Source organism: Bacillus sp. FJAT-45066 (assembly GCF_002335755.1).
Classification (GTDB): Bacteria; Bacillota; Bacilli; order Bacillales; family Bacillaceae_I; genus Bacillus_CD; species Bacillus_CD alkalisoli.
Genome location: NZ_NISQ01000001.1, coordinates 1,500,628 through 1,519,193 on the forward strand (window position 1 = coordinate 1,500,628; position 18,566 = coordinate 1,519,193).

At 35.4% G+C, this 18,566-nt stretch carries 19 protein-coding genes; all 19 read right to left on the reverse strand.

Going from position 1 to position 18,566, the window contains the following annotated elements; translation table 11 throughout:
• Positions 1 to 188 precede the first annotated feature (188 nt).
• Positions 189 to 968 carry a GTP-sensing pleiotropic transcriptional regulator CodY gene (codY, locus tag CDZ92_RS07620; protein ID WP_096154643.1) on the reverse strand — a complete coding sequence of 260 codons (780 nt, stop codon included), beginning with the start codon at positions 966 to 968 and terminating at the stop codon, positions 189 to 191.
• A 27-nt stretch (positions 969 to 995) separates the two neighbouring features.
• Positions 996 to 2,402: an HslU--HslV peptidase ATPase subunit gene (hslU, locus tag CDZ92_RS07625; RefSeq protein ID WP_096154644.1), complete on the reverse strand. Its 1,407-nt coding sequence runs from the start codon at positions 2,400 to 2,402 to the stop codon at positions 996 to 998.
• 15 nt (positions 2,403 to 2,417) lie between these two features.
• Positions 2,418 to 2,960 (reverse strand): ATP-dependent protease subunit HslV, encoded by a 543-nt coding sequence (gene hslV / locus CDZ92_RS07630; RefSeq protein ID WP_096154645.1) that lies wholly within the window; start codon positions 2,958 to 2,960, stop codon positions 2,418 to 2,420.
• Between the two features lie 19 nt (positions 2,961 to 2,979).
• Positions 2,980 to 3,894 carry a tyrosine recombinase XerC gene (gene xerC / locus CDZ92_RS07635; RefSeq protein ID WP_096154646.1) on the reverse strand — a complete coding sequence of 305 codons (915 nt, stop codon included), beginning with the start codon at positions 3,892 to 3,894 and terminating at the stop codon, positions 2,980 to 2,982.
• A gap of 60 nt (positions 3,895 to 3,954) precedes the next feature.
• Positions 3,955 to 5,262 carry an FADH(2)-oxidizing methylenetetrahydrofolate--tRNA-(uracil(54)-C(5))-methyltransferase TrmFO gene (gene trmFO, locus CDZ92_RS07640; protein WP_096154647.1) on the reverse strand — a complete coding sequence of 436 codons (1,308 nt, stop codon included), beginning with the start codon at positions 5,260 to 5,262 and terminating at the stop codon, positions 3,955 to 3,957.
• A gap of 255 nt (positions 5,263 to 5,517) precedes the next feature.
• On the reverse strand, positions 5,518 to 7,596 hold the full coding sequence (gene topA, locus CDZ92_RS07645; RefSeq protein ID WP_096154648.1) for a type I DNA topoisomerase: 2,079 nt from the start codon (positions 7,594 to 7,596) through the stop codon (positions 5,518 to 5,520).
• 482 nt (positions 7,597 to 8,078) lie between these two features.
• The gene (dprA, locus tag CDZ92_RS07650; protein ID WP_096154649.1) at positions 8,079 to 8,945 is read right to left on the reverse strand and encodes a DNA-processing protein DprA; all 867 of its coding nucleotides are present in this window, start codon (positions 8,943 to 8,945) and stop codon (positions 8,079 to 8,081) included.
• Positions 8,946 to 9,037: 92 nt separating this feature from the next.
• Complete coding sequence (sucD, locus tag CDZ92_RS07655) at positions 9,038 to 9,940, reverse strand: succinate--CoA ligase subunit alpha (RefSeq protein WP_096154650.1); 903 nt, start codon at positions 9,938 to 9,940, stop codon at positions 9,038 to 9,040.
• Between the two features lie 19 nt (positions 9,941 to 9,959).
• Complete coding sequence (sucC, locus tag CDZ92_RS07660) at positions 9,960 to 11,123, reverse strand: ADP-forming succinate--CoA ligase subunit beta (RefSeq protein WP_096154651.1); 1,164 nt, start codon at positions 11,121 to 11,123, stop codon at positions 9,960 to 9,962.
• 213 nt (positions 11,124 to 11,336) lie between these two features.
• Entirely contained in the window at positions 11,337 to 11,621 is a 285-nt protein-coding gene (locus CDZ92_RS07665) for an EscU/YscU/HrcU family type III secretion system export apparatus switch protein (protein WP_406564926.1), read from the reverse strand.
• A complete protein-coding gene (locus tag CDZ92_RS07670) occupies positions 11,621 to 12,925 on the reverse strand; it encodes a hypothetical protein (protein ID WP_096154653.1) in 1,305 nt (434 codons plus the stop codon). The genes CDZ92_RS07665 and CDZ92_RS07670 overlap by 1 nt, the downstream gene beginning before the upstream one ends.
• Before the next feature lie 10 nt (positions 12,926 to 12,935).
• On the reverse strand, positions 12,936 to 13,706 hold the full coding sequence (locus CDZ92_RS07675) for a ribonuclease HII (protein ID WP_096154654.1): 771 nt from the start codon (positions 13,704 to 13,706) through the stop codon (positions 12,936 to 12,938).
• Between the two features lie 170 nt (positions 13,707 to 13,876).
• Complete coding sequence (gene ylqF, locus CDZ92_RS07680) at positions 13,877 to 14,734, reverse strand: ribosome biogenesis GTPase YlqF (protein ID WP_096154655.1); 858 nt, start codon at positions 14,732 to 14,734, stop codon at positions 13,877 to 13,879.
• A gap of 32 nt (positions 14,735 to 14,766) precedes the next feature.
• On the reverse strand, positions 14,767 to 15,318 hold the full coding sequence (gene lepB, locus CDZ92_RS07685; RefSeq protein ID WP_096154656.1) for a signal peptidase I: 552 nt from the start codon (positions 15,316 to 15,318) through the stop codon (positions 14,767 to 14,769).
• Positions 15,319 to 15,855: 537 nt separating this feature from the next.
• Positions 15,856 to 16,200 carry a 50S ribosomal protein L19 gene (gene rplS, locus CDZ92_RS07690; RefSeq protein WP_096154657.1) on the reverse strand — a complete coding sequence of 115 codons (345 nt, stop codon included), beginning with the start codon at positions 16,198 to 16,200 and terminating at the stop codon, positions 15,856 to 15,858.
• 124 nt (positions 16,201 to 16,324) lie between these two features.
• The gene (gene trmD, locus CDZ92_RS07695) at positions 16,325 to 17,056 is read right to left on the reverse strand and encodes a tRNA (guanosine(37)-N1)-methyltransferase TrmD (protein WP_096154658.1); all 732 of its coding nucleotides are present in this window, start codon (positions 17,054 to 17,056) and stop codon (positions 16,325 to 16,327) included.
• Between the two features lies 1 nt (position 17,057).
• Positions 17,058 to 17,576 carry a ribosome maturation factor RimM gene (rimM, locus tag CDZ92_RS07700; RefSeq protein WP_096154659.1) on the reverse strand — a complete coding sequence of 173 codons (519 nt, stop codon included), beginning with the start codon at positions 17,574 to 17,576 and terminating at the stop codon, positions 17,058 to 17,060.
• A 439-nt stretch (positions 17,577 to 18,015) separates the two neighbouring features.
• Positions 18,016 to 18,246 carry a KH domain-containing protein gene (locus CDZ92_RS07710; protein ID WP_096154661.1) on the reverse strand — a complete coding sequence of 77 codons (231 nt, stop codon included), beginning with the start codon at positions 18,244 to 18,246 and terminating at the stop codon, positions 18,016 to 18,018.
• Positions 18,247 to 18,260: 14 nt separating this feature from the next.
• Complete coding sequence (rpsP, locus tag CDZ92_RS07715; protein WP_096154662.1) at positions 18,261 to 18,533, reverse strand: 30S ribosomal protein S16; 273 nt, start codon at positions 18,531 to 18,533, stop codon at positions 18,261 to 18,263.
• Positions 18,534 to 18,566: the final 33 nt, after the last annotated feature.

Below are 18,566 nucleotides of genomic sequence, written 5' to 3' on the forward strand. Positions count from 1 at the left end.
TTTAAACGAATTATATAAGTATATGTCGAAATTTGTTTATACACTTATTGTAAAGTAGAAGAAACGTAATGTCTATGTAATATATGTTAAATTTCCTCGTCATAAATACTTATTTTATTTATAGGTAAATTCGACTATTTTGTGTAAAATAAAAAGCCCACATTTGTGGGCTTTTAGGGTCATTCAACTTAATTTGATTTTAATTTCTCTAGTTCATTCAGGAACTTGTCGTTTAATACTTTAATATACGTACCTTTCATTCCTAATGATCTTGATTCAATTACACCAGCACTTTCTAATTTACGCAGTGCATTTACGATAACAGAACGTGTGATTCCTACACGATCAGCAATTTTACTTGCAACTAATAGTCCTTCTTTACCATCTAACTCTTCAAAAATATGTTCAATAGCTTCCAGTTCACTGTAAGATAAGGAGCTAATAGCCATTTGAACAACAGCTTTACTTCTAGCTTCATCTTCAATTTCTTCTGCTTTCTCACGTAATATTTCCATGCCTACTACAGTAGCACCATACTCAGCTAAAATTAAATCATCATCTAAAAATTGTTCCTGTAGGCGAGATAAGATTAAAGTCCCTAATCTTTCTCCCCCACCAATAATTGGTACAATAGTCGTTAACCCACTTTGGAAGAAATCTCTGTTTTCAACAGGGAATGCAGTATATTCACTGTTAATATCTAAATTAGAAGACGTTTCCATAATATTAAATAAGCTTTTTGTGTAGCCTTCTGGGAATTGGCGGTCTTCTAACATTTTCTTCATACGCTCATTTTCAATTTGTTGGTTAATTGCAAAACCTAATAATTTCCCACGACGACTAACGATAAATACGTTACATTCAATCACGTCACGAAGTGTTTCAGACATCTCTTTAAAGTTTACGGGCTTTCCTGCAAATTTTTGTAGCATTGCGTTAATTGTTCTGGTTTTTTGTAATAATGGCATTAATATTTCCTCCTACATTGCTTCGTTTTATAGTATATATTGGCTTAAGTCTTTGTTTTTAACAATAGAACCTAATTTTCCTTCTACGTATTGCGGTGTAATAATAATTTTCTCTAAATTAATATCTGGTGCCTCAAAAGATAAATCCTCTAGTAGACGTTCTAATATAGTATGTAGACGCCTTGCACCAATATTATCTGTCTCTTGGTTCACTTCAAATGCTACTTCTGCAATCTTACGAATAGCATCGTCAGAAAATTCAACTTGTATACCTTCTGTTTCCATTAAAGCTATATATTGTTTAATTAATGCGTTATCTGGTTCCACTAAAATATTGACGAAGTCTTCCACAGAAAGTTTCGTTAACTCTACACGAATCGGAAAACGACCTTGTAGCTCAGGGATTAAATCAGAAGGTTTAGCCATATGAAACGCCCCAGCAGCTATAAATAATACGTGGTCCGTTTTTACTTGACCATATTTGGTAACAACTGTAGACCCTTCTACGATAGGTAAAATATCACGTTGTACCCCTTCTCTTGATACGTCAGCTGAAGTATTAGCTCCGCTTTTCTTAGCAATCTTATCTATTTCATCAACAAATATAATTCCTGCTTGTTCTGCTCGATTGATTGCTTCTTGTGTTACCTCATCCATGTCGATAAGTTTTTGAGCTTCTTCATTGGTTAATACTTTTCTAGCTTCTCTTACAGTTAATTTTCGTTTTTTCTTTTTCTTTGGCATTAAATTACTGAAAGCATCTTGCATATTCATGCCCATTTGTTCCATACCCGACCCTTGAAGCATGTCAAACATAGAAGCTTGCTGCTCTTCAATTTCTACGTTAACATAATGGTCTTCTAATTCACCTAAAGCTAATTTATGTGCCGTTCTTCGTCTCTCGCTTTGGATGTTCATTTCTTCTTGATTTTCTTGCTCATTGTTTGGTTGAGCAGACTGGTTATTTCCACCGAAAATCATTTCAAACGGGTTCTTATAAGATGTAGCTTTTTGTTTTCCAGGTACTAAAAGTTCCACAATCCTAGCGTTAGCATTTTCTTCCGCTTTATCTTTTACTTTTGACATCTTTTCTTCTTTTACTAAGCGAACGGAGGTTTCTACTAAATCACGAACCATTGACTCTACATCACGACCTACGTAGCCCACCTCTGTAAACTTTGTTGCCTCAACTTTAATAAAAGGTGCACCAACTAATTTAGCAATTCTTCTTGCTATTTCTGTTTTACCTACACCTGTAGGACCGATCATTAAGATGTTTTTAGGAACAACTTCGTCACGTAAATTGTCTGGAAGTAAACTTCTACGATATCTATTTCGAAGTGCTACAGCAACTGCCTTCTTTGCGTTCGTTTGACCAATTATATATTGATCTAATTTCTCTACTATTTGTCTAGGAGTTAAGTTTGTATTCATAAAACCCACCCTTTGTTATAGTTCTTCCACAATAATGTGGTCGTTTGTATATACACATATTTCTCCAGCCATCGTTAATGCTGCATGGGCAATTTCTTTTGCTGTCATATGTTCTCCTGCAAATCGTTTTAATGCACGTCCAGCAGCAAGAGCATAATTACCTCCTGAACCGATGGCTAATATTCCATCATCAGGTTCGATTACTTCTCCAGTACCAGAGACAAGTAACAATGTCTCACTATCCATAACGATTAGCATCGCTTCTAGCCTTCTTAAAACCTTGTCACTTCGCCACTCTTTCGCAAGCTCAACAGCAGCCCTACTTAAATTACCGTTATACTCCTCAAGTTTTCCCTCAAACATTTCGAATAGAGTAAATGCATCTGCAACAGAACCGGCAAATCCAGCAATTACTTTACCATTAAACAGCTTACGGACTTTTTTCGCAGTATGTTTCATTACTACTGCATTGCCAAAAGTAACTTGACCATCACCAGACATCGCAGACTCACCATTATGTTTAACGGCAAAGATGGTAGTAGCATGAAAAGAACCCATTATATCTCCTCCTTAACCATCACCCTTTAGAGCGAGGATGATATTGCAAATATGTATTTCGAAGATGATCTTTCGTAACATGTGTATATACTTGAGTAGAAGACAAGCTTGCGTGACCTAAAAGTTCTTGTACAACCCTTAAATCCGCACCTTCATTCAACATGTGTGTTGCAAAAGTATGACGTAACATGTGTGGGGTAATTTTCATCGTAGAGCTGACTTCTTTCACTATTGAGTTCAAAATATTTCGCACACCTCGCGTTGATAAAGGTTGCCCACGGAAGTTCAAAAAGAGATGTCTAATACTGTTTGGTTCAGACTTTTTTTTCAGCAACTCATCTCTACCTTTTTCAATATATAATTTTAAAGCATCAGAGGCAAAACTACCAAAAGGAACATAACGTTGTTTTCTACCCTTACCTGTAACTAGAATTGTTTCTAAGTGAAAATCTACATCCTCTAGCTTACTATCACAACACTCGCTAACACGTATTCCTGTTGCATATAATAACTCTAATATCGCTTGATTCCGTTGTCCGAGTGGTGTACTAGTATCGGATACTAAAAATAGCTTTTCCATCTCTTCCTGATAAAGAAATCTAGGAAGTTGTTTTGTTTGTTTCGGGATGGAAATTAGACTAAAAGGATCTTCTACAATTTTATTTTCTTTTTGTAAAAACTTAAAGAAACTTCTTAGACTAGAAATTTTTCTTGCAACAGTTCTTCTTGCATATTTAAATTTATGGAGCTTCGTTAAATATGCTCTAGCTTCAATAAAAGTAATCGATTCTAAAGATGTAACACCCTCTTCTTTCATAAAAAGAAAAAAGCTATGGATGTCTCTTTCATAATGTTCAATCGTATTGGGTGAATAGTTTCGTTCAATTTTTAAATATTCAAGAAAAGAAAGTAATGCGTTTGACAAAGTTTCCATCATTTCACCTCACAAAGGCTACTAAATCTTATCACAATTTAGTAGCCCTTGCAATTGACTTTACAAACTTTTTACAAAATTCTGAATTGTTTCTAGTGCTCGATTAGCGTGTGCTTCATTTCTTTCTTGTTTACTTTTAATTTTCTTCGGTAAGTCCGGGAATAATCCAAAATTAGCATTCATAGGTTGGAAGTTTTTAGCGTTCGTTGTAGTAATATATCTTGCCATACTACCTATAGCTGTTTCATGTGGAAATTCCACTGGCTCTTCACCTAATACGTAACGCGCAGCATTTATACCAGCAACTAGTCCAGAAGCAGCTGACTCCACATAGCCTTCTACGCCTGTCATCTGTCCTGCAAAAAATAAATTTTCCCTATCTTTATATTGATATGTTGCTTTTAATAAATTAGGTGAATTTATAAAAGTATTTCGATGCATAACTCCATAACGTACAATTTCTGCATTTTCTAAACCTGGAATTAACTGAATTACTTCTTTTTGTGGCCCCCACTTTAAATGTGTCTGGAATCCAACAATATTATAAAGTGTTCCAGCCGCATCATCTTGTCGTAACTGCACAACGGCGTATGGACGCTTTCCTGTTCTTGGGTCCTCTAGTCCTACTGGCTTTAAAGGACCAAACAGCATCGTTCTTTTACCTCTACTACCCATTACTTCAATAGGCATGCATCCTTCAAAGAAGATCTCCTTCTCAAAGTCTTTTAATGGAACGGTTTCAGCAGCAATAAGGGCCTCGTAAAATTTATCAAACTGTTCCTCTGTCATTGGACAATTTAAGTATGCAGCTTCCCCTTTATCATACCTTGACTTTAAATAAACAATATCCATGTTTATACTTTCTTTTTCAATGATTGGTGCTGCAGCATCATAAAAGTACAAATATTCTTCACCTGTTAATGAACGTAGATCATCTGCTAGTGCTTTCGATGTTAAAGGTCCTGTTGCAATAATAGTGGGTCCTTCTGGTATGGATTCCACTTCTTCTGTGAAAACTGTAACATTCGGATGTTCTTTCACTAGCTGTGTTACTAATCCAGCAAATTCATGGCGATCAACTGCTAATGCTCCTCCTGCTGGTACCGAAGACTCATCTGCAGATTTTATAATTACTGAATTTAACATTCTCATTTCTTCTTTTAAAACACCAACAGCATTTGTTAATGTATTTGCTCTTAAGGAGTTAGAACATACTAACTCTGCAAACTTATCCGTATGATGGGCAGGAGTTTGTTTTACTGGACGCATTTCAAATAAGTTAACCTTTATTCCACGGCTTGCAAGTTGCCAAGCTGCTTCACTACCAGCAAGACCCGCCCCTATTACACTTACAACTTTTTCAGTCATTTTCTTATCCTCCAAATAGTATCTATCCTTACTATTGCCAAAATTATGTACGATAATCAAAATATTTATCTTTTCACAAAGGCGAATAATACTTTGTCGAACGAAAAGGGAACTGACAAAGTAGCTTATCGTCAGTCCCCTAGTTGGTATTTAACGTTCAAGTTATAGCTCTATTACTATATAAAATACATGAAAAGTAGATAAAGTGCAACATTTTTGCATTATTTGATTCAATTCGACATTTCAAAGAATGAATTATTGCTGCACTTCTTCTTTATAATCACATTCTACGCACTGAACTTGCATTCCTTTTTTCAACTTCTTTTCTACCAATAATGCTTCACACTTTGGACATTTACGAGCGAGAGGTTTATCCCATGATAAGAAATCACAAGTAGGGAAATGATCGCAACCGTAAAAAATACGTTTCTTTTTACTTTTTCTTTCTACAACATTTCCTTCTTCACACTTCGGACAGTTAACGCCAATATCTTTTACTATTGCTTTTGTATTTCGGCAGTCTGGGAAATTGGAACAAGCCATAAATTTGCCGTATCGACCCATTTTGAATACCATTTCATTTCCGCATAACTCACAATCTTCTCCAGCTGGTTCATCTTTTATTTCTACTTCTTTCATTTCTTGTTCCGCTTTTTCTAATCTCTTTTCAAACTCATGATAAAATCCATCAATTATGTCAATCCAGTTTACTATTCCTTCTTCTACATTATCTAGATTTGTTTCTAGATTCGCCGTAAACTCTACATCGATGATTTCTGGAAAGAACTCCATAACTAATTCAAACACAATTCCCCCAAGTTCCGTTGGAATGAAACGCTTATTATCTAATGCTACATACCCTCTCTTTTGGATTGTATCGAGAGTTGGCGCATATGTAGAAGGTCTACCAATTCCTAATTCTTCTAATTCTCTCACTAGTCTCGCTTCCGTATATCTCGGAGGTGGTTGAGTGAAATGTTGTTTAGGGTCGATATCTTTTGAGAAAACATTATCCCCTTTTTCTAAAGGAGGAAGAATTTTCTCTTTTTCATCTGTTGCATCGTCGCTTCCTTCCACATATACTTTCATAAATCCTTGAAACTTAACAGTAGAACCAGTTGCTCGGAAAACAACATCATCGTGACTTAAATCGATACTTACTGTATCTAAAATAGCAGGTGCCATTTGACTAGCAACAAATCGTTCCCAAATTAATTTATATAAACGGAATTGATCTCTACTTAGGAATTGCTTTAACGATTGAGGATCATTCATGGTTGCAGTTGGTCGAATTGCTTCATGAGCATCTTGTGCTTTTGCATTTTTAGTTTCTTTTTTTGGTGCATTACTTAAGTACTCTTTCCCATACGTATCTTCAATATATTGTGCTGCTTCTAATTTAGCAGTATCCGATATCCTAGTAGAATCTGTTCTCATATAAGTAATTAAACCAACTGTTCCTTGCTTTCCAAGCTCAATTCCTTCATATAATTGCTGTGCTAACATCATCGTCTTTTTTGCTCGGAAATTTAATTTCCGAGCTGCTTCTTGCTGTAAAGAAGATGTGATGAATGGTAGTGCAGGATTACGTTTTCTTTCTTTTTTCGTCACGCTATTAATTTCGAAAGAATTGTCATTTAATTTATTTATGATGGAATTAACTTCTTCTTCTGATTTTAATTCCACTCTCTTACCGTTCAAACCATAAAAGCTTGCATCTAATTCTTTTTTATCTTTTGTAAGGAATGATCCTTTTATTGTCCAATATTCTTCCGGAATAAAAGCATTTATTTCTTTTTCTCTTTCAATTACAAGCCTAACAGCTACTGATTGAACACGCCCCGCACTTAAACCTTTTTTTACTTTTTTCCATAATAATGGACTGATGTTGTAACCAACAAGTCTATCAAGTACTCGGCGAGCTTGCTGAGCATCTACAACGTCCATATCTATTGGTCTTGGATGTTTGAAAGATTCTTTTATAGCATCTTTTGTAATTTCGTTAAACACTACACGACAATCGGATGCTGTATCAATTCCTAAACTATGAGCTAAATGCCATGCAATTGCTTCCCCTTCACGATCCGGATCGGCCGCTAGATAGATTTTTTTAGCTTTTTTGGCAGCTGTTTTTAATTCTTTCAACACTGGGCCTTTCCCACGGATTGTAATATACTTCGGGTCGAAATTGTTTGTAACGTCGACTCCCATCTGACTTTTAGGAAGATCACGTATATGTCCCATTGAAGCTTTCACTTTATATTTTTTCCCTAAATATTTTTCAATTGTTTTTGCTTTTGCAGGCGACTCTACTATAACTAAATAATCTGACATTCCTATGTCCTCCTTAGAGGGTAAATTTCCTGTATGTAGTTAAAACTTTATTTAAAAGGATACACCTTTAATAATAAGTTAAGTTAAACTAATAGGATATGAAGTTTTAATTGAAACATTTATGTATATATTAAAACGATTCTTTAAATCTTCATTATTATTAAATATTTTTTTCCTGTTTGTCAAACAGGAAAGTGTAAAAGTTTTCGGAATTTTTTAAAAACGCATCTATTTAATTATATTGATAGCCCGTTTTATTTGAAATTATTCCACTAATTTTTATATTAAAACACATTCTGGAGGTAATGGTATAAAAATTCTAGTCAACTCTATACGTTTCCTTTATAAACTTTTATAAATATTATCTTAAGGAAAGCGACAACTTTTTGTTGTCGCCATTATAATACTATAGAAACTATTTTTTTTGTAAATTAATACATACTAAAATTCAATTTATGAATTTTTTTTAACAATTTATTTTTTTAAATTTCCTCCAGAATGTCTTCAGCTTTCATTACAAGCTTAGCTCCTTGTTGAATTAATAAGTTTGTTCCAATTGACGTCGGGGAAAAGATTGATCCTGGTATAGCAAACACATCTCTTCCTTGTTCTAAAGCTTGTTCTGCAGTAATCAATGAGCCACTTCTTTCTTTTGCTTCCACAATAACTGTACCACTTGAAAGTCCGCTAATTATTCTATTTCTAAAAGGAAACTGCCATCTCTGTGGAGGGGTGTATGGAGTATATTCTGAGACAAGTAGATGTTCCCGAGCGATTGTATTTGCCAAAGCTATGTTTTCTTTTGGATAAACGTTAAATAAACCACTACCAAGAATAGCTATCGTTTTTCCGTTATTTTCTATCGTTAATTTATGTGCATTAGTATCTACTCCAGTAGCCAAACCACTAACAATCGTAAACCCTTCTTTTATTAATGATGGGAGGATTAATTCTAGTGCTTTATTTGCATACATGGTCGGGTTTCTAGTACCAACTATACTAACTTTTTTCGAATGAAATAGCGAGATATCACCTTTACAATACAAAACAAGAGGTGGATCATATATTTCTTTAAGGAGTAGTGGATACAGAGGGTCTTTAAATGTAATTGGAATTATTTGTTCTAGATTATAGTTACATAAAAACTTTTCTATATTTACAGTTCTTATTTGAGAGTATATTTTTTCTGCAGATGACTTTGTTATTCGTAAATGGTGAGTGAGATCGTTGGTAGAAAAATTAAAAATGTTTTTTAAATCGGGGTCAAACCGAAGAATTTTAAAAAGGATATTTCTTGTGATGGATGAACAATGATGTAAATGTAGTAAACGTTGTTTCCATTTATCCATGTATTCATTCGCTCCTATGAAATTATTTGAAATTTTATAACAAATACACAGAGGTAGTCATTCTACTACCTCTGCATATTTTAGAAGTTAGATTAGTGAGTTTTACACTTTTCTAGTATGCCTTGCTCTGTGATAACTTTAATTAGTGTCTCTCCCATAACAGATGGAGTATCTGCTACTTCGATACCACACTCGTTCATCACACGAATCTTCTCATCAGCTGTACCTTTACCACCAGAAATAATCGCACCAGCATGGCCCATGCGCTTTCCTGGAGGGGCTGTACGTCCGCCGATAAATCCTACAACAGGCTTAGTCATGTTTTCTTTTACCCAAAGAGCCGCTTCTTCTTCTGCAGTTCCACCGATTTCACCAATCATGATTACTGCATAAGTCTCAGGGTCTTCATTAAATGCTTTTAAAACGTCAATGAAGTCTGTACCGTTAACTGGGTCTCCACCGATACCTACAGCTGTAGTTTGGCCAATACCAGCTTCTGATAGTTGGTGTACAGCTTCATATGTAAGTGTTCCAGAACGAGAAACAACTCCTACATGACCTTTTGTATGAATATATCCTGGCATGATACCAATTTTACATTCACCTGGAGTAATTACACCTGGGCAGTTAGGACCAACTAAACGAGTCTTTTTGCCTTCCATGTAACGTTTTACTTTTACCATATCCATTACTGGAATATGTTCTGTAATACAGATTGCTAGGTCAAGTTCAGCATCAACTGCTTCTAAAATTGCATCTGCTGCGAATGGTGCTGGAACGTAGATAACAGATGCATTTGCACCAGTAGCTTTAACAGCCTCATCAACTGTGTTGAATACCGGAACACCTTCTACTTCTGTACCACCTTTACCAGGCGTAACTCCACCAACGATGTTTGTACCATACTCAAGCATTTGTTTTGTATGGAACAAAGCAGTTGAACCTGTAATACCTTGTACGATAACTTTTGTGTCTTTATTAATAAATACGCTCATGTATGTTCCCCTGCCTTTCTTATCCTACTTGTGCTACGATTTTTTGTGCGCCATCAGCCATAGATTCTGCAGCAACGATGTTTAGACCAGAATCTTTAAGGATTTGCTTCCCTAACTCAACGTTAGTTCCTTCAAGACGTACTACTAAAGGTACTTTTAACTCTACTTGTTTAGCAGCTTCTACAACACCTGTTGCAATAATGTCACACTTCATAATTCCACCGAAAATGTTTACAAAAATACCTTTTACATTTTCATCAGAAAGGATGATTTTGAATGCTTCTGTTACTTTCTCAGCAGTAGCACCGCCCCCAACATCAAGGAAGTTTGCAGGGTCTCCACCATAATGTTTTATAATATCCATTGTTGCCATAGCAAGACCAGCACCATTTACCATACACCCGATGTTTCCATTAAGTGAGATATAACTTAAGTCGTACTTAGAAGCTTCAATTTCTTTTGCATCTTCTTCGTCAAGATCACGGTACTCTAAAATGTCTTTATGACGATATAATGCGTTTGCATCAAAGTTTAATTTTGCATCTAATGCCATTACTTTTCCGTCACCAGTAACTACTAACGGGTTAATTTCAGCGATAGAGCAATCTTTTTCTACGAATGCAGTGTATAAGCTCATCATGAACTTAACAGCTTGTCCTACTAACTCTTTTGGAATGTTAATATTAAAAGCAATACGACGAGCTTGGAATCCTGTTAAACCTACTACAGGATCGATATACTCTTTAAAGATTTTTTCTGGAGTTGCTTCTGCAACTTCTTCGATTTCCGTTCCACCTTCTTCAGAAGCCATTAAAACAACTTTTGAAGAATCACGGTCTAATACTAAACCGATGTAGTATTCTTTTTTAATATCGCAACCCTCTTCGATAAGTAAGCGTTTAACTTCTTTACCTTCAGGACCTGTTTGATGTGTTACTAACGTTTTACCTAAAATTTCACTCGCATACTCACGAACTTGTTCTAAGCCTTTTGTAGCAACTTTAACGCCACCAGCTTTTCCACGACCACCTGCGTGAATTTGTGCTTTTACCACACATACTTCTGTTCCTAATTCTTTTGCTGCTTCAACTGCTTCTTCCACAGTGAATGCTACGCGACCATTCGGAACAGCTACCCCGTATTTTCTGAGGATCTCTTTTCCTTGATATTCATGGATATTCATTTCCCATCCTCCAATCTTATGTATCACAATAAAAATAGACTGCGCTTTCATTTTATAAAATGAGACACCCTTTGTCTACCTTTCTGTAAAAATATTATACTATTTTCAAAAAATTAATTATTAGCAATTCTTTAAATTTAATGAAATGCCTATCATATCAACCACCTAGCCTATTTTACTGAATTTTCAATAAACTATAGGAGTAAAACATTTTTACTCTTTCTTTGCCTCTTCGTTTAAAATATACACAAAAGAAAGTATTTCTGCCACTACTTCATATAAAGATTCCGGAATTTTGTCGTGTAGTTCAATTTCAGATAATAGTTGAACTAAAGCTTCATCCTCTTGAATAGGAACTCCATTGTCTTTTGCTGTTTGGATTATATTTTCTGCAATGAGACCTTTGCCTTTTGCTGTTACAATTGGGGCATAGTCTTTTTGTTGGTCATAATATAGTGCTACTGCTTTTTTTTGAGTGAATTTTGGATCTTTCTTCATCATAATTTAATGTCCACTCCCTTGTTAGGAGGCTTTAACACTTCTTGTAAAAAGACGTTATAAACATCTTGATGCTTGTCTTCGTTTTTTATTACTTTCAACGATAAAAGCATATAACCATCTTCTTCGAGCTTTTTCATTAATATCGACTTATATTTTTGAACGATTTCATCAAGTTTTGTAAAGTTGTTAGTAATAGAAACGGATATCACTTTTTCCTGAATTAATATATCAACCATCGTTTCTGATAGTACTGGTAAGTCAAGCAAAAAGAGAATACGACAATGAGATGGATCAACCTTTTCTTTCTCTGTATTTCGGGCTTGAATATGAATATACCAATTTTTATATTGTTCATTATTAAGATAAGGAATGGCGAAAAATAACGGTTGAAAAAGACCATCTTCTCGAGATTGAAGCTGAAATCCATTCAGCATTTGGACCATCTTTTCTATTTTCCTATTCATTTCTGCAGTAGGAAGTTGTTGTTGTAAAGCAATAAGAATTGGTTTTAATTCTGCCTCAAGTTTACTCTTCGTTTGGACTTGTGAAAAATGGGAAGTTAGAATATTCTTCTCATATTGAAATCCCAATTGAGCAAGTGATTGAACGACAACATTCTTTACTTGACTACTAGTTTGTAACAAATTTGCCTGCAAAGTAACGTTTCTAAGTAACTCTTCTAACTTCTGTTCAGGATGAGTTTTCAAAGGTAAGTTTTTTACCTCCGATATTAATTCCTTGACTAGCTGTCCTATATTGTTTTCCCTATTAATTGCCTCTTGCACATTCATTATCGCCTTTTCAAGTGGAATAGGGTAATTTTTCGTCATTACATGTTGAATGAACAAAAATTTTGTTTCTTTTGTCATTCCATTGCTTTCGTTTACCCATTTTAAAATGGAGTCATAAGCACTCTTATCTACTTTTTGATACAGGGACATTACTATTTGCTGCTGAGTGGTAGTATTAATCTTCAAATTAGCTATCGTTTCATTCGACGCCGTGTGAGTAGTATTCACCGTCTGGATTGCTTTAGGTGTAGCAACATCAGCTAATTTTGTAACTTCTACTAATGGAAGTGATTTTTCTGAATTTCCATTAAAACGGAATAAATACTCATTACCTATCATTACTTTTTCATTTATTTTAACAACTACTTCTCTTGTACCTATCCTAATTAACGAGACATTTTCTTGGAGTTCTTCCAGAACTCTTGCCTGGAACACTTTTGGCAAGTTCAAGCTTGTGCTAGTTCTATGCGAGTTTAATAGACTAGTTGAAAAAGTGATGTCACCATCCATAGCTTTCCTCCTAACTTACATAGCTTTTGATTGGAGCAAAAGATTTTCTATGTTCTGATATGATTCCGTGTGTTTCTATCGCTTCAAGATGCTCTTTCGTACCATATCCCATATGATTTTCAAAACCGTATGAAGGGTGCGTTTCTCCAAGATTCTTCATATAGCGGTCTCTTGTTTCTTTAGCAAGCACAGAGCTAGCAGCAATTGATATACTCGTTGCGTCTCCTTTAATGATGGAAGTTTGAGAAATACCTATTGGTAATTTCATCGCATCTATTAACAAATGTTCTGGCTCTATTGGAAGTTCTTTTATCGCTTTAATCATTGCTATTTTAGTTGCCTCGTATATATTTACAGTGTCGATTTCTTTCGCTGGTACTACCCCTATACCATAAGCAAGCGCATTATCTATAATATATTCATAGAACGTTTCTCTTTTAGCTGGAGATAATTTTTTTGAATCTGTAAGTCCTGGCAAATAAAAATCTTCTTTTAAAATAACTGCAGCAGCTACTACAGGACCAGCTAATGGACCACGGCCTACTTCATCAATTCCAGCAATATATTTAATACCATTTCTTCTCAGTTCTTTTTCATAAGCCAGCATATTTTCAAACTGCGTATGTAGCTCTTCTGCTCGTAGTTTTTCTTTTTCCCATTTTTTATAAAGTTGTTGTACACCTTTTCGGGGATCTATTTTTATTGTCGTTAGTGTTGGATCTGATTCATCTTTTGCGTTTTGTAGTAGGGCTTGTATTTCTTTTATTGTTAAATTTCCCATGTTTTCTCACCTCTTACTTTTTTATCGACCTATTAATTGTTAGGTTCAAGTGTTTTGTAGTAGTAGTTTTAAATAGTGTTGATCACACCGCCTAATCACTATCCACTAGTAACTAACCACTAAAAAAAGGCAGGAAGTGAAATTTCACAACTTGCCTCTTTTGCTTGAAATTATGCTGAAAAGTCTTTATCAAACGTTATTCTACCTAACTTTTCTTGTCTTATTTCTCTAATTACTAATTCTGCTACTTTATCATAATCGATATAGCCACCAGCCATTTTGCAACCTCTTTTTTCACCTATAGTATCAAAAAGTTCTACAACGTCTTCGTGAATTTCAGATAGTCCATATCTTTCTTTTAAACGTTCAGGATAATAGGTTCCTAAAAACCTTAAGGCAAATACAGTTACCTCTTGAAGGTTGATAATTGTGTCTTTAATGGCTCCAGTTGTAGCAAGTTTCAATCCTACTTCTTGATCTTCAAATTTCGGCCATAAAATACCTGGAGTGTCTAACAATTCTAGTTCTTTACCAACTTTAACCCACTGTTGTGCTTTCGTTACACCAGGTCGATCTCCAGTTTTAGCAATATTCTTTTTCGCTAATCTATTAATTAAAGTGGATTTACCAACATTTGGAATTCCGACAATTAAAGCTCTAATAGCTCTAGGACGAATCCCTCTGGCTATCATTTTATCGAACTTTTCCTGTAACAATTCTTTTGATAATGATTGTATTTTATTAATTCCTTTTCCTTGAAAAGAATCAATTGCTATAGCTCTAGTATTTTCAGTAGTTTCTTGAAAATATTGAATCCATTTTTGTGTATCAGCTGGATCTGCCAGATCAGCTTTATTTAATAAAATAATTCGAGGTTTTTGCTTAATGATTTCATCAATCATTGGGTTCCTTGAAGAAATAGGTAATCTAGCATCTACAAGTTCATAAACGATGTCAATTAGCTTTAATTTTTCAGTAACTTCCCTACGAGCTTTCGCCATATGACCAGGAAACCATTGAATAGTCATAAACTTACACGCCTTTCTATTTTTGTCCTTTTTTAATGGACAATTCTCATATCAGATGGAGGCCAATAAACTACTTTTGTTTTGCCAAGCACTTGGTCCATTGCGACTGTTCCAATGTGTCTTCCGTCTCTGCTGAATCTTCTATTGTCACCTAATACAAAAATATGTCCTTCTGGCACCGTTTTTTGGCCAATTATATCCTCTAACGTAAAGTTTTCTGTTAAAGGACCATTAGGTATTTCAGCTTTAAATTCATCTAAGTATGGCTCTTCGTATGGATCACCATTAATATATAAGACGTCATTTTTATATTCCACTTCATCCCCTGGAAGACCGATTACACGTTTAATATAATCTTTATCTACTGTTGCATGGAAAACAACGATGTCAAATCTATCAGGTTTACCTATCATATAGCCAATTTTATTTACAATCATTCTATCTTGATTGTGTAATGTCGGCATCATGGAATCTCCGTCTACAACTATAGGGGCAAAAAAGAAATAACGAATGACAGCTGCTAATACAATTGCAATCGCTAATGCCTTTATCCATTCAAAGAGCTCGTTTTTAGATTTTGTCATCTTTGTTCCTCCACTACCTGAGTAAGTTTCATCATATATTACTACTATCTGAAAAACTTAGTTCGTTTTTCAATATGGGAATGTAATTTATCAACTTAACTTACCTATATATATCTCTTTCTAGATTAAACAGACCTATTAGTATGTAAATATCATTATTATATACCTTTTTTTATCAGTTTAAAAACTTAGGTGTATTTATTAATTAGGCTGTGTTAAAGTTCGTTGTTGATTTGCGTGCAAGGCTTCGCTTTCCGCGGGCGGTAAAAAGGAAGGTGTTATTTTCACTGTCGTGAAAAAACCTACTCCTCGGCGCATGCGCCTGTGGGGTCTCCCACTCCCCGCTTCTCCCGCAGGAGTCTCAGCCTTGCACGCAAATCAACAGGTATTAGTACTAAATTATCAACACTAAGCTTTAACATAGCTATTAATTAAAGTGCGAAAAAAAGGAGCTTGTTTTAGCAAGCTCCTTTCTACTTAGCTTACACATCGAAATAGAACACATTACATTCTATTGATGTTTATGCTACTTTTTGATTATCGAATTTCTTTAATACGAGCTTTCTTACCGCGTAATGCACGTAAGTAGTAAAGTTTCGCACGACGTACTTTACCGCGACGGATAACATCGATTTGTTCGATTTTTGGTGAATGTACAGGGAATGCACGCTCAACACCAACACCGTAAGAAATCTTACGAACTGTGAAAGTTTCGCTAATTCCGCCACCACGACGTTTAATTACTACACCTTCGAATAACTGAATACGCTCACGCGTACCCTCTACAACCTTAACGTGTACACGTACAGTGTCACCAGCTTTAAATGTAGGAAGGTCTGATTTAAGTTGTGCTTGTGTAATCTCTTGGATTAATTTTTGCATGTTCTTTTCTCCTTTTCCACAGATGCTCATTCCATGTATTTCATGCAGCGGAACACCGTTTTTTCGACATAGCTGTGCTAAGTCACAACTAGTATAGTAACATATTTAAGATTAAAAGGCAATATTACTTCTCGCCATTTTGTATTTCTAGTAACCATTGTTTTTCTTGATCCGTTAATTCGTATTCTTGTAATAAATCCGGTCTTCTACTCCACGTTCTTCTTAGAGTTTCTTTCCTGCGCCAATGTTTTATTTTCTCATGATTACCAGATAACAATACATCAGGCACTTTCATTCCACGAAATTCAGCCGGTCTTGTGTAGTGAGGATGCTCAAGAAGGCCAGTACTAAAAGAATCTTGCTCATGAGAGGCTTCTTTTCCTAGAACTCCTGGTAGTAGTCTCACAACACTATCAATTACTACCATAGATGCAAGTTCTCCACCAGTTAGTACAAAATCTCCAATTGAGATTTCATCTGTAACTAGTGATTCTCTAATTCTTTCATCGTACCCTTCGTAATGTCCACAAATAAACAATAAATGTTTTTCCCGCGAGAGCTCCTCTGCTTTACGCTGGTTGAATCTTTCTCCTTGCGGGCACATTAAGATTACTCGAGGCTTTGACTCACTTGTAAGCTTATCTACAGCGTCAAAGATTGGTTGTGGAGTTAAAACCATACCAGCACCTCCACCATAAGGATAATCATCAACATTACTATGTTTATTTGTAGAATAATCCCTAAAATTTTCGACGCGATAAGTGACAACTTCTTTCTCAGCTGCTTTTTTTAATATGGAAGTATTTAATACTCCCGTAAACATTTCAGGAAAAAGAGTTAATACGTCTATTTTCATTTTATAGAAGTCCTTCCATCGGCTCGATGTATATAACTTTATCTGCAATGTTTACTTCTTTTACAATTTGATCTATATAAGGAATTAAAATTTCTTTTCCTTTACTCCCTTTTATAACCCATACATCGTTTGCACCTGGTGTTAATATTTCTTTTATAACACCTATATCGTCATTCGTTTCTAAATTGATGACTTTACATCCGATTATTTCATGAAAGTAAAATTCTCCTTCATTTAGGTCTTCTAATTGAGTTGCTGGGACTTTCACAATTGCCCCTTTATATTGTTCGACTTCGTTAACATTATCCTTACCAACAAACTTAAGTAAATCAAATGTTTTATGTACTCTTCTTGATTCTACTTCTAGTGGAATTGGCTGATCGTTTTCATTCATGAAAAGGAAAAGTGTATTGCCTGGCTTATATCGCTCATCAGCAAAATCAGTTCTAGATACAATTCGGACTTCCCCTTTAATACCGTGCGTGTTTACAATCTTTCCAACGTTAAACCATTCTGTCATTTTATTTTCACCTCTAAATAATCATTTTATTTTAGTAGTATTACCTAATTATTTTCATATCTCATAAAAAGCTCGGTTATATACCGCTGTTGATTGTAGCGCAAGTCTTCGCTTTCCGAGGGCGTGTCTAGTTTCAGCGGCAAGCTCCGCAAGTCTAGCCATGGTCATCTTGAGGGAAAAAGCACCCTCTAGTTGCCCCTGTCTTATGCTTTTCGGGGCTGAACGAGTAGCTTCAAACTTTTCGTGGCGCCGGGAGCCTCCGGGGTCTCCCCCAGGACAAGGAAGGCTACGGAATCGATTCATCGCACGAAGAAAATGCGGTAGCATTTTCGAGGAGTCTCAGACTTGCGCTACAATCAACAGCTAGATAGTTGTGAAAAATCAACACTATTTTTCAACTCAGCTCAAGAATAAGAAAAAGGGAAGCTCGAAAGCCTCCCTACTCCTTAATTTCTAGTTGTACACGTTTATTATCGTGTGAGGCAGCTGCGAAAAGAACCGTTCTAATTGCTTTAGCGATTCTCCCTTGCTTACCAATCACTTTTCCTAAATCATCTGGGTGCACAGTTAGTTGATACGTAGTTACATTATTTGCTTCTACTTCTGTAACAACAACTTGTTCTGGATGATCTACTAACGCCGTTACAATCGTTTCAACTAGTTTTGTCATGGTTAGTTAACCAATTACTTGCTGAATTTAGCGTTGTGGAATTTTTCCATAATGCCTTCGTTCGAGAAAAGGTTACGAACTGTGTCAGATGGTTTTGCTCCATCTTGTAACCATTTTAATGCTAACTCTTCATTGATTTTTACTTCAGCTGGTTGAGTTACAGGATTGTAAGTTCCAACTGTTTCAATGAAACGTCCATCACGAGGAGAACGAGAATCTGCTACAACAATACGATAGAATGGGGATTTTCTGCTACCCATACGTTTTAAACGAATTTTAACTGCCATTTTTAATAGCACCTCCGAAAATATTTCACACAA